Raw genomic sequence first — 13,051 nt, 5'->3', positions numbered from 1 at the left:
TGTACCAAGTCAATAGTTGCTACTAGAGAATTTGCAACTTTTGGATCTGTGCCATTTGCTTTTTCATCTGCATCTGAGATACCATCGTTGTCATCATCTGGATCCGTTACATCTGGAATACCATCGCCATCTGTATCACGTTGGATAGTTACTGGAACGCTGACGGTTACTTCATCTTTACCATTCTTAATTTTGACTGGAATCGTAATCTTACGTTCTTCTTCGTCTGGTTTCCAATCAGTAACAGTTGGTGTACCTGTTAGCTTGCCTTCTCCGTCAACTGTCAAACCATTGACTGGCTTGTCTGTTGTAATAGTTGAACCTGGTTTGTTAGCTGTTACAACTGTAGTTGGAGTAACTGGTGTTTTCTCCTTAACTGCTGATGGTGCTGTGACTGTGCCGGCTAGAGAATCTGATACCTTAACCTTAACTGGTACTTCTTCACTTGATCCATCTGGATAGCTTACAACAACCACTGCAGATACAGTTTTTCCATCTTGGCTAGTATCTGGAGTTTTTTTCCAGCGATAGCTAGTGTTTGTTGGTAGGTCTTGCTTGTTACTGATACTATCCGCTGCTGCAGGAACCGCATTTTTAGAAACTGTTTGGTCTTTTCCTTTTGGATTGTACTTAGCTGCTTGATCCTGAACAGTAATGGTGATTGTTTTTGTCGTAACTGCACCATCTTTATCATAGGCTTTAATGGTTACTTTGAATGCGCCTGGATTTCCTGTTGGTGTACCTGTAATTTGACCATTCTTATAAGTCAAGCCTGCTGGTAAACCTGTTACTTCTACTGGATTTTTTTCACGTAAACCTCGTCCGCCTTCATTATCCGCCACGGTTACTTTGATTGGACTGATTGGTTCATTTTTGGTAACAGTCGCTCCATTTGCTGTAATAGTTGGTCCTGTTACGTCTTTTACAGTGACTGGAACTGTCACTTCTTCACTTGATCCATCTGGATAAGTAACTTTTACAACTGCATTTCCAGCTGAACCGGCTGTGTTTGTTGAAGTTGGTTTACTTTGTACTGTTAGTGTTCCTGGACCAACGTTTTTCACTTTTGCTTTTACTGCATCATCTGAAATGGTTTGTCCTTGGTTTACTGTTAGGGGTTCGCCTACTGGATTATACTTGTCTTTTTGCGCTTGTACTACAATATCAATTGTCTCTGTAGTAACATTTCCGTTCTTATCATAGGCTTTAATAGTGACGCGAGATGTACCCGGATTTCCTGTCGGTGTCCCTGTAATCTTACCATCCTTATAAGTCAAGCCTTCTGGTAAGCCTTCCACTAGAATAGGATCTTTATCACGCAAGCCAACACCACCAGCATTATCTTGAGCACTTACCGGAATTGGCTGAATGGCTTCATTTTTGGTAACAGTCGCTCCATCTGCTGTAATGGTTGGCCCCGTCTTATCAGCAGCTGTGACAGTGAAAGTAAAGGTCACAGGTTTTGCTTGGTTTCCTGCATCATCAGTAGCCTTGAAGGTAAATGTATGTGTTTTACCAACATCTTCTGGTAGGGCTTTAAGGGTGATTTTTCTGATTTGTTTAGTATCTGTACTTCCTTTTGATTCTACAAATGCTTGCGCTGTAGTAAGCCTGTTACTATATTTTGGTTGGGTTATAAAATCACTAACATCCAGCTTAGCCTTCTTATCATCTGTTGCTGTAACTGTAAATGTTACCCATTCACCTTCTGTTACAGTCTGGCTTGCTGGTGTAATGGTCAAGGTTGGGGCTTGTGTGTCTGGTGCTTCTGTCGGTGTTACAGCGTCACTTCGTTCTGACTTCACCTCTCCACCATTGTTAACAATGGTTTCAGCTGTAATAGAGTTTCCTGGTAGAGCTTCTGTAACTGTAACGGTTGCAGTCTCTCCATTAGTTGTTCCAGTTCCAATAACTATATCACCATCGTAAAGCTTAACTGTTGAACCCTTTGGCACTCCACTTCCAACATTAACCGTAATTTGTTGATTTGTTAAGCCTTTTTTGTTCTCTAAACTTGTTGTAATAGTCGGTTTTTTAGGTCTAACGTTTAATGTAACTGTTCCGTCTGAGCCTGAGTTGGCATCTTCTGATGATGAACCATCCCCATATCTGGCAATTACTTTATAAGTAAAGACACCAGCTTGATCTGTACTTGGTTTACGATTATTTTGCCAGTTCCAATTCATTCCTGATGGGAAGTCTTTACCACTTTTTGAAGTGATATAGCCATCACCTACAGGATTATTGGTATCTTTAAGACTATCTCCCACCGTTTTGGTATGTGAACTACCTTTGATAGGGTAGGTTTCTGCCTCTGTGGTCGTTTGTAGCCTAGCTCCCAATGCCCCCATAATATAAGACTGATTAGTAGTGTTTCCGTATGTTGTCGTGGCTGCGTAGACACGACCCCATTTAGCTGCTTCCTCAGCAGTCACATCGTCCTTAAGTCTAATCTTCGCATGCATATGAACAGCATAATCTATACTTTCTTTTCCAACCTTAATTCCCAAATAATATGATAGTTTTGGATATTTACCATCTTTACCTTTTGTAAGAGTATTTAGGACAGAGTTGTCTAGGTTATTTTTGAATACATACCAACGCTGGTCATCTCTATTTACCCCTGAACTTGGATCATACAAACTGATATAATCATTGTTAAAGATATATGGCTTCTGTTCCCACTGTTTATCGATGAAGGCTGTCTCTCCATATTTTTGGAATCCGATATTCCCATCAGAAAGCCTTCTTCCATCAAATTTCTTGTATCGTGTGAAACTCAAGTCTTTTACCGTGTTAGAGGGGTGCATGATATTAAAAGGAGCTTGGAAATAATACTGTTGCTGGTATGAATGATTCACCATTCTTTTTCCATCGTTATTAAAGAAGACATCGTAGACCATCCATTTTTGTCCATTTTCTTCCTTATAATTTGCTCTAATTACTGTCTTATCCCTAGTAAAATCTGGATCATCATTCCTTGTCTTTTGATTTTTGTTAGTAGATGGATCAACAGAAGCAAAGTATCTGACATCAGACAAAGCACCTTCGTTAACAGTATTCGGGATAGATTCCAGAGCCCTCTTAGATCTTCTAGGTTTTTTTTCTGGCACAGATGCAGAAGCAGCCCTGTCTGAACCCTCCTCCTTATGGTCGCTCCTTTCAGAAGAAGAACTCTTATTCGCTGATTCACTTCCCTGCGGCTGACTTTCTTCTTTAGAAGAACTTGATAAGACTGCCAAGTCTTTTTCCAACTTCTCAGCAAGACTGTCAAGCTCCCCTTGACCTGCATCAGCACGGTCTAATAATTCTTTCCCTTTTTGAAGTCGCTCCTTAATAGGACTTACAACTGAAGGATCGTGCTTCGAGTCGGTAGAAAGAAGAGCACTTACCTCTTCCACTAGCTTGCTCAAGCGGCTGCTATCAACTGTAGCAGCTTTCTCTTCAGCAGGTTGAGCTTCGTTATTTGCTGAAGGCTCACTGGCTACTTCGGCTTGATTTTCATCCCTTGCCTGCCCTGCTTCAGACGACTGCTCCCCATCTTTCGGGCTAGCTAGACCAGTAGTCGATGACGACGTGTTTTGGCTTGGGCTATCTGCACTCACGACGTTGGCCCCCATAAACATAAGAGCCGCAACCGCAACAGAAGCTGCACCAAAGCTATATTTACGAATAGAGAAGCGCAAAACTTTTTCGCGTTGATGGCGCTTTACCCTACTGAGTGAATTCGATTTATCTTCCATGTTACCTCCTTAAGAAGACTAATGATATAATAAAAAATAAGTTTCCCAACTCCCACTCTTTCAGAGAGTGAAGCTAGAAACAGCACCGTGATTCTTACTAGTGAATAAATGATAGGAGATGATACGAGGTCACCCTTAAGCCTCAAGCAACTATAATATCACAGCTATCACAGCTACATTATACCACTTTGATAAAATTAGTCAACACTTATCCTGACACTTTTATCATTTTTTTCATCGCTGAATCTCACTAACAGTTCTATAAGGAAGTTAGCCACCCAGCCCTCCTAAAAATGAGATGTTTTAGAAGTAGAGGTGTCCTATTCTCGTTTCAATCTACTATAGCTTATGACGAGCCCTTCCTTTACCAGACAGATCTATAGCGAAAAGAAATAAAAACGCAACAGATTGATTAGGAAATGCAAAGCAATTTCTAAAACTGTTTTAGCAGTCGCTATCTACTTTCCTAGCTTCCAGCTACTCTATCTTTGACACCGGACTCATCTACTCTTGCCCCTATTTTTAAGCACAATAAAAGCCAGTAGACTCGAGTTCCTACTGACTTTCCTTCTCCGTGGTTTGGACTAGGCAGCCAAAACGTTGCGTCCTTTACGACGACGAGCTGCCAATACGCGACGACCATTTTTAGTTGACATACGGTTACGGAATCCGTGTTTGCGCGCACGACGAAGTTTACTTGGTTGATAAGTACGTTTCACGATGAATACCTCCTCATAGATTTTGTATTCGTTTAGCCGGCTATAAAGTGATCAGTTACTAAACATACTTTACCATTCTATCTGATTCTGTCACTTTTGTCAATAGCTCTAAGCAATTGTTTCCAGCTTTTTCTCATGTAAGCCCTATCTGCGATACTGTTTTAAGAAACGAGTCATCTTTTCTTGGATTTGGGCTAGTTCCTCGACACGAGGAAGGTAAACGATACGGAAGTGGTCTGGTTCCTGCCAGTTAAAGCCTCGCCCATGAACCAAGAGCACCTTTTCCTGCTTCAAGAAATCAAGGACAAACTGCTCATCATCATCGATACGGTACATATTGCGGTCGATTTTGGGGAAGATATAGAGACCCGCCTTGGGTTTAACGGCAGACAAACCTGGAATATCTTGAATGGCATTATAGATGAAATTTCTTTGCTCGTAGATTCGTCCACCAGGAAGGAGTAATTCATCGACTGATTGGTGACCACCCAAGGAGGTTTGGACGACTTGTTGGGCCAAAACGTTAGAGCAAAGGCGCATATTGGACAGCATATTGAGCCCTTCGATATAGCCCTTAACATGAGTCTTAGGGCCAGACAGGACCATCCAACCCACACGGAAACCAGCGATACGATGCGATTTTGACAGACCATTCATGCTGACACAGAAGACATCTGGTGCCAGACTCGCCACAGGCGTATGCACATGCCCATCCATGACCATGCGATCATAGATCTCATCCGCAAAGATGATCAAGTCGTTTTGACGGGCAATCTCAATAATCTCCAGCAAGAGTTCCTTCGGATAAAGGGCTCCAGTTGGGTTGTTTGGATTGATAAGGACGATTGCCTTGGTATTGGAAGTGATTTTTGACTTGATATCGTCAATATCTGGGTACCATTCTGCAGCTTCATCACAGATATAGTGAACGGCATTTCCTCCAGCTAGGCTGACAGCCGCTGTCCAGAGAGGATAGTCGGGCATAGGCACCAAGACCTCATCTCCATTGTCCAAAAGCCCCTGCATGGACATGACAATCAGTTCACTGACACCATTTCCAAGGTAAATATCATCAATATCTACGTTTGGGAATTTCTTCAACTGGCAATACTGCATGATGGCCTTACGGGCTGAGAAAATCCCTTTGGAGTCAGAATACCCTTCACTATCACGCGCATTCATAATCAAGTCATGGATGACCTCGTCTGGCGCTGTAAAGCCAAATTCTGCTGGATTTCCTGTGTTCAGACGTAAAATCTTTTCTCCATTTGCTCGCATCCGCATGGCTTCTTCCAAAACAGGACCACGGATATCATAAGCAACATGCTCTAACTTACTAGACTTGTTATATTCTTTCATCTTGTTTCCTCCATTCATCAGACTAGTAACATTATACCACTAGAAAAAGAATGCGACAAGTTTGCTGGAATGTGTTACTAAAATCCTACAGAAGAAAAACCTCGCTAAAAGCGAGGAAATAGAGGAGAGTTTAAAGAGAATAACTATCCACCATAATTTCTCATAGTAGAAAATAAGGTATAGGCTGCAGATGCATATAATCTCCCATCTGGAGATAATACGTCACTATCAAGAATAGCTTTTAACTGTTTGATAAATCGTTTATCACAATCAATATTCCAATATCCATTATCTCTATAACAAATATCGTGATCTTTACATGCCCAGTCTAAAATATCAATTGCATTCCCATTTCTATCATCCATTGTATGACCTGGACCACACCAATTACCATAAGTAGGAATCAAACCTCTTCTTATTCTTTTTATTACTTTATTATGAGATAGCTTCTGATTTTTATAACTTATAGCGAGTTCATTCACCATTTCTGCAAGAGTTATTGTTTCTTTATTTTCATTCTGTTCTTCCATAATATCCGTCCGAATAAAAGGAATATTCGATTCATCTAATTCAGTGTATTTTTTCAAAATAGTAATTGATTGATCTATATTATTGGAATTTTCCTGAGCTACAACAGGAATAACCATTCCAAAAGTAAACAATACAAACATCATTGTAATTATATATTTAGAACATCTCATATCAACACCTCAACTAATTTCTACATACCAAAAGATAAACCTAGAAAAAGCAAGCCTAAAAAGGAGTCATAGAGAAGATTGAACATGAGGAAAAGCCCCCATATCATTAAGTAATCCCAGCGACCACTTCTTTTAGCGACTAGGAATAATACCAAATGGTAGAGTAAATGAAAGACTAAAAAGCCAACAAAACCTGGATAAAGAAGCGGAATCAACCTATCTAATTGCCAGATCATGATCACTTCTACCAAGACCGAAGCTAAGATGATTCCATAATAAAGGAAATTTATTTTTTTTGATTCTTGAAAAGAGTTTTTCATAACCACTCCTCTCCAATCTATTCTATCTTCACTCTCACTCTTTTTTATATATTTTAACATATATACATACATATGTCAAGCGCTAACATTTTTTGAAAAATACTTTTTTTGCTTTACTTCTATAGTGAAAAGGTTTACAATTGTAGTAAGAAAATTTCAGGAGGTTTCATTATGACACAACGTTACCAAAATATCATGGTCGCAATCGATGGTTCTAAGGAAGCAGACTTGGCTTTTGTCAAGGGAGTTCATTCTGCTCTACGAAACGACGCTAAACTCACCATCGCCCATGTCATTGACACACGCGCTCTCCAAAGCGTATCCACCTTTGATGCTGAAGTTTACGAACAACTCCAAGTCGACGCTGAAAGTCTGATGAAAGAGTACGAAAAACGTGCTAAAGATGCTGGTGTGGCCGATGTTCATATCGTCATTGAAATGGGAAATCCAAAGACCCTACTGGCACGTACTATTCCCGATGCTGAGGAAGTGGACCTCATCCTCCTTGGCGCAACCGGTCTCAACGCCTTTGAACGCCTCTTGGTCGGCTCTTCATCTGAATACATCCTCCGCCATGCTAAGGTCGATTTGCTGGTGGTGAGAGAACAAGAGAAAACCTTATAATTACAAAGAAAAGGAGCTCAGCGCTCCTTTTTGTTTACTATTTATACTCTTCGAAAATCTCTTCAAACCACGTCAACTTCCATCTGCAACCTCAAAAACATGTTNNNNTTTTCATTGAGTATTATTTCTCTCTTTATGGCGTTCATACGCCTTGAGCTGGCGCTGCAGTTCCTTTTTAATAGCAGGTTCTGGAGCATATTTTTCTTCCCAATCATCTGGTTTTAAGATTTTGTGGGTCACTGGATCAAAATGAGCCTTGCCATCTGGGAAGATTTTCCCCATATTGGCCTGGTGGACAATATCAAAAATACGTTCTGGATCCACCCCCATCAAGACAAAACTACCGTAGGTAAAGTAAAGCGTGTCAATCAAGGCATCCACTTGCCCTATCAAATCTTGCTGGGCAGGCGTCTTCTTGGCTACTTTATCTGCCGCCTTATCAAGAGCCTGATGAAGTTGCGATAGAGCTTGACCAAAGTCCTCTTCAGAAGGACTGGCTGCTCGAACAAACTCCACCAATTCTTCTATTTTAAAGCCAGCCCTATGGGTTGCACCTTCTAAATCCCAAGCTCGAGGTTCTTCTTGGGTCCGTTCATCCATCATGTGGTGGAAGGTCTTGACCTTATTGAAATGATAGTCACGGCTGACAAAGACTTTTTCTGAAGCCAAAACACCAAAATGTTCCAAGGCCTTGTGGATTCCGTCTTGTTGATTGCTGGTGGTAATGTGCTTGGCAACTTCCTTGACACTGCTACTACCATTTCCCATAGCGACCGACATCCCAACACCTGCCAGCATTTCAAGATCGTTATCTGAGTCACCAAAGGCCATGACTTGGTTGAGGTCAAAGCCATATTCTTTCCCGACTAGTCGAATGCCTTCCAATTTAGAGTTTCCTTGATTGATGACATCCGCAGCAAAAGGATTGCTACGTGTCAATTTCAAGTCTTCAAAATCAGCTGCCGCCTTCTCAGATTCTTCTGGCGTCATCAGCATCAAAACTTGGTAGATAGACTGATTCATCAGGTGAAGCAGGTCTTCTTCCTTTTGAGGAACAACCTTGCTGACCATACGATTAAAGGAATGACTCACCGTCCGGGTTAAGACAGAGGGAACGAAGCGACTGATTCGTTGGGAAAAAGAACCCAGACCAAAGGACATGATTTTAGAACCCAGCATGGCATCCTTGGTCCCTAGGGCAATCTCCTTCCCCTCTTTTTTAGCATAGCTAATTAGATGGCGCAAATGTAACTTGGAAATAGGGCTCGTGAACAAGACTCTGTCTTTAGTAAAGATGTACTGGCCATTATAGGTTACCGCAAAATCCAGGTCCAAATCGTCCATCAATTCCTTAACAAAAAAAGGTCCTCGTCCTGTCGCTACACCGACAAGCACCCCTTGTTCTTTAACAATCTTAATCGCGTCCCTAGTGGATTTCAAAACACTCTTGCGATTGTTGACTAGTGTTCCATCGATATCAAAAAAAACAGCTTTGACTTCCATCCTATCCCAATCTCCCCTTTTGTGATACAATGATTATACCACATTTCAGAAAGAGTAAGTAAATCATGCCTAAGAAAATCCTTGTTTTACATACGGGTGGGACTATTTCCATGCAGGCCGATGCTTCTGGCGCTGTTGTGACGAGTTCAGATAATCCTATGAATCATGTGTCCAGCCCACTTGAAGGAATCCAAGTTCATGCCTTGGACTTTTTTAACCTGCCAAGCCCTTATATCAAACCCAAACATATGCTGGCTCTCTACCAGAAAATGAAAGAGGAAGCAGATAACTACGACGGGGTGGTGATCACACACGGAACCGATACTTTAGAGGAAACAGCCTATTTCCTTGATACCATGGAAATTCCCCACATGCCCATCGTTCTAACAGGAGCCATGCGCAGCTCCAATGAGCTCGGTAGTGATGGTGTTTATAATTACCTAAGTGCTTTACGGGTAGCTAGCGATGACAAGGCTGCTGACAAAGGAGTTTTGGTCGTTATGAACGATGAAATCCACGCTGCCAAGTATGTCACCAAAACACATACGACCAACGTCAGCACCTTCCAGACCCCAACACATGGCCCCCTCGGTCTCATCATGAAACAGGAAATCCTCTACTTTAAAACAGCTGAACCTCGTGTTCGCTTTGATCTTGATCACATACAAGGTTTAGTCCCTATCATCTCGGCTTATGCTGGTATGACAGATGAGCTGATTGATATGCTGGATTTAGAACACTTGGACGGTTTGATTATCCAAGCCTTCGGAGCTGGTAATATTCCCAAAGAAACGGCTCAAAAATTAGAAAACCTTCTGCAAAAAGGAATTCCAGTCGCTCTGGTATCACGATGCTTTAACGGTATAGCAGAACCTGTTTATGCCTACCAGGGTGGGGGCGTGCAATTACAAAAATCTGGTGTCTTCTTTATTAAAGAACTCAACGCCCAAAAAGCCCGCTTGAAACTCCTCATTGCCCTCAATGCCGGACTAACAGGGCAAGATTTGAAAGACTATATGGAAGGCTAAGACTCTTGAAAAATCTCTTCAAACCACGTCAGCTTCCATCTACAAGCTCAAAGCAGTGTGTTGCGCAGCCTTTAACCAGCCGCCTAGTCCGCTCTATGGTATTCATTAAGTCAACATCTCTTGCTTAAGAGCACAAAATCAGGAAATCTTCTCGATTCCCTGATTTTTTCTATTTACGTTTTCGTGTTGAGCTACGTTCTGTTAATCCATGAGATAATAGAACTTCACGTTCTTCCAACACTTCCTTGTGCATAATCTTAGTCAACATACGCATACTAATGGCACCAAGGTCATAAAGAGGTTGGGCAATAGTTGTCAAGTTTGGACGGGTAAAGCGAGAGACTTGCGAATCATCACTGGCAATGATCTCAAATTCTTCTGGTACTGACACACCTTTATCAGCCAAACCGTTCAAGACACCTGCCGCCAACTCATCACCTGTTACAATTGCTGCAGTTGCATTTGATGAAATCAAGCGCTCTGCCAAGGCATAGCCATCTTCATAAGTGTATTTAGATTCAAATACCAATCCTTCGCTATAAGGAATATCTGCTTTTTTCAAAGCTTCCTTGTAGCCAACCAAACGAACCTTACCATTGATGTCATCCACTAGTGGACCACTGACAAAAGCAATGCGCTCATTTTCTTTAGCGAGGTAGGTCACTGCATCAATCGTAGCTTGTTTGTAGTCAATATTGACACTTGGAAGCTGATGCTCTACATCCACAGTTCCTGCGAGAACAATCGGAGTACGTGAACGCGAAAATTCTGAGCGAATTTTATCTGTCAAGTGATACCCCATAAAGATAATGCCATCTACCTGCTTTGAAAAGAGGGTATTGACAACAGAAACTTCTTTCTCGTTATCTTCATCGCTATTAGCTAGGACAATATTGTACTTGTACATTTCTGCAATATCATCAATCCCCTTAGCCAAACTCGAAAAATAACCATTGGTAATATTTGGAATCACGACACCGACAGTGGTTGTCTTTTTACTTGCAAGACCACGCGCAACTGCATTTGGACGATAATCCAAACGATCAATTACCTCTAACACTTTTTTACGGGTATTCTCTTTTACATTTTTATTGCCATTAACCACACGGCTGACCGTCGCCATGGAAACACCTGCTTCACGAGCGACATCATAAATGGTTACTGTATCATCTGCATTCATTCCTTTTCCTGTCCTTTCTATCCCACACATTCTTTTACAAGTAGAGGCACCGATTAAAGCTCTATATCTACTTACAAAAGTGAAGATGTGAAAATTTCGTTTTCATATTTTTACTTATTCCATTCTATCACTAATTGTAAACACTTTCAAGTGTTTTTTGAGGATTGATTGAAAAAATTTCATAGAAAGCCTAGGTTTAGCTCCTTGCTACCACCTTAGACGAAACAAAAAGGAGGAAACTAAGCCCCCTCAAGTTACAAATTGTTTGATTGAATAATTTTAATTTTAACACATAATGGTTTTCGCGTTATGATAGTATCACAACCAACCAGATTCTTTCGCGATATTAGCTGCCTCTGTTCGATTACCTGCATCTAGTTTCGAAAGAATATTGGTGACATAGTTTCGGACTGTTCCGTTGGATAGATAAAGTTTATCTGCAATTTCTTGGTTAGAGAAACCCTGAGCAATTCCCTTTAAGACTGCGATTTCTTGTTCTGTCAACGGATTGGGATGCGTCATCACCACTTCCATCAATTCAGGCGAATACTCCTTGCGTCCTTCGAGGACAGTATGCAAAGTTTGCATGAGGTCTGCAATGCTTCTTTCTTTTAATACATAAGCATCTACTCCAGCCTTGACCGCACGTTCAAAATACCCAGGACGCTTGAAGGTCGTCACCACAACCACCTTTGTTTCTAGATTTTCTGCTCGTATCCACTCCAAGACTTCAAGACCTGTCTTAACAGGCATTTCTACGTCAAGGATGGCGATATCTACAGACTCCTTTTCAAATAGTTGGATTGCTTCTTGCCCATTCTTGGCTTGTAAGACAGACTCTACATCTGCTTGAAAGGCAAGCAACTGGCACATGGCATCTCGCAACATACTTTGATCTTCTGCGACTAATACTTTCATCTACTTTCTCTCCTTATAAGGTAGTCGAACCTGAACTTCTGTCGGTTGTTTCTGACTGATTACACTTACTTCTCCCGAAAATGGAAGGACACGTTCTCGGACTGTATGGAGCTCATTTCCTTTTAGAAAAGCAAAGCCGCAGCCATCATCTCTCACTATTAGAATGAGTTCCTTCTCTGTCCGTTCTAATCTTAAGTAGACTTTAGACGCTTGGGCATGTTTGATGATATTGGTCACCAACTCAAGCAAAATCATGGAAGCCGTTGACTCCAATTCTTGAGTAAGGCTAGCAGTATCTAATTGATTAGCTATTTCCACCTCAATTCCAGCAATTTCTAACATCTTTTTCACAGTCTCTAGTTCGGATGTCAAAGTTCTAGACTTAAGATTTTCCACAATGGTTCGAACTTCACGCATTGATTCTTTGCTAATTTGCTGTATTTCTCTTAATTCCTTTTCCACCTGTGGATAAGCCTGCATTTGAAATAACTGCAAGGCTAGATCAGTTTTAACACTAAGCATAGCAAAGGTATGTCCCAAGCTATCATGCAAATCTTGACCGATACGATTGCGCTCATTTTCTGCTAGCAATAGATTTATCTGGGTATTTTGCTTGACCTGAGCTTCTTTCAAATCCTCGATAAGGCGAATCCGAACCGAGCCCAAAGTCATCAAATCGACAAAAGTAAGAATTCCAAGCATATAGACTAGAAACTCAACTTCGATTCTCTGAAAAATCAAAAGTCGCCCCACAACAAGGACTTGAGCAAGGAAAAATGTCCATACATGTAAAGACTTTAAACTACGCACTCTAAAATGATAAATCAAGAGATTGGCAAGGAAAAAGAAGAACCAGACATAGTTGCCATGAACTAAGACAGTATTCCCAGCCACATAGACCAGCATGATTCCCCAGAAAAGCCAAGATAGGCGCTGGTTCTTATACTCAATCATTT

The 13,051-nt window shown here is 41.2% G+C and carries 11 protein-coding genes; 2 read left to right on the top strand and 9 right to left on the bottom strand.

The window, feature by feature from the left end:
• From HT723_RS08860 to HT723_RS08840, 5 genes are all read right to left on the bottom strand, one after another.
• Positions 1-3,743 (bottom strand): Rib/alpha-like domain-containing protein (locus tag HT723_RS08860; RefSeq protein ID WP_172935053.1); only part of this gene is annotated, 3,743 nt, incomplete at its 3' end.
• A 584-nt stretch (positions 3,744-4,327) separates the two neighbouring features.
• Positions 4,328-4,462 (bottom strand): 50S ribosomal protein L34, encoded by a 135-nt coding sequence (gene rpmH, locus HT723_RS08855; RefSeq protein WP_000831907.1) that lies wholly within the window; start codon positions 4,460-4,462, stop codon positions 4,328-4,330.
• Between the two features lie 144 nt (positions 4,463-4,606).
• Positions 4,607-5,821 (bottom strand): pyridoxal phosphate-dependent aminotransferase, encoded by a 1,215-nt coding sequence (locus tag HT723_RS08850; protein ID WP_172935052.1) that lies wholly within the window; start codon positions 5,819-5,821, stop codon positions 4,607-4,609.
• 143 nt (positions 5,822-5,964) lie between these two features.
• Positions 5,965-6,522: a hypothetical protein gene (locus tag HT723_RS08845; protein ID WP_001203814.1), complete on the bottom strand. Its 558-nt coding sequence runs from the start codon at positions 6,520-6,522 to the stop codon at positions 5,965-5,967.
• A gap of 20 nt (positions 6,523-6,542) precedes the next feature.
• On the bottom strand, positions 6,543-6,842 hold the full coding sequence (locus HT723_RS08840) for a hypothetical protein (RefSeq protein ID WP_000797852.1): 300 nt from the start codon (positions 6,840-6,842) through the stop codon (positions 6,543-6,545).
• 171 nt (positions 6,843-7,013) lie between these two features.
• Here HT723_RS08840 and HT723_RS08835 point away from each other — a divergent pair, with 171 nt between their 5' ends.
• The gene (locus tag HT723_RS08835) at positions 7,014-7,466 is read left to right on the top strand and encodes a universal stress protein (protein ID WP_000194272.1); all 453 of its coding nucleotides are present in this window, start codon (positions 7,014-7,016) and stop codon (positions 7,464-7,466) included.
• Positions 7,467-7,577: 111 nt separating this feature from the next.
• On the opposite strand, the gene HT723_RS08830 is transcribed toward HT723_RS08835, so the two are convergent.
• Entirely contained in the window at positions 7,578-8,969 is a 1,392-nt protein-coding gene (locus HT723_RS08830) for a Cof-type HAD-IIB family hydrolase (protein WP_172935051.1), read from the bottom strand.
• 65 nt (positions 8,970-9,034) lie between these two features.
• Here HT723_RS08830 and HT723_RS08825 point away from each other — a divergent pair, with 65 nt between their 5' ends.
• Entirely contained in the window at positions 9,035-9,997 is a 963-nt protein-coding gene (locus HT723_RS08825; RefSeq protein ID WP_172935050.1) for an asparaginase, read from the top strand.
• Between the two features lie 169 nt (positions 9,998-10,166).
• Here HT723_RS08825 and ccpA read toward each other — a convergent pair whose 3' ends face one another.
• From ccpA to HT723_RS08810, 3 genes are all read right to left on the bottom strand, one after another.
• A complete protein-coding gene (gene ccpA / locus HT723_RS08820; protein WP_000990605.1) occupies positions 10,167-11,177 on the bottom strand; it encodes a catabolite control protein A in 1,011 nt (336 codons plus the stop codon).
• A gap of 318 nt (positions 11,178-11,495) precedes the next feature.
• Positions 11,496-12,095: a response regulator transcription factor gene (locus HT723_RS08815; protein ID WP_166731193.1), complete on the bottom strand. Its 600-nt coding sequence runs from the start codon at positions 12,093-12,095 to the stop codon at positions 11,496-11,498.
• A partial coding sequence (locus tag HT723_RS08810) for a sensor histidine kinase (RefSeq protein WP_172935049.1) occupies positions 12,096-13,051 on the bottom strand: 956 nt, incomplete at its 5' end.

Origin of the sequence: Streptococcus sp. 2106 (assembly GCF_013277315.1) — a bacterium.
In the GTDB taxonomy this organism is placed as follows: domain Bacteria; phylum Bacillota; class Bacilli; order Lactobacillales; family Streptococcaceae; genus Streptococcus; species Streptococcus pseudopneumoniae.
The sequence above is the reverse complement of the archived record's forward strand: the minus strand, read 5'-3'. Positions and strand labels throughout refer to the sequence as shown.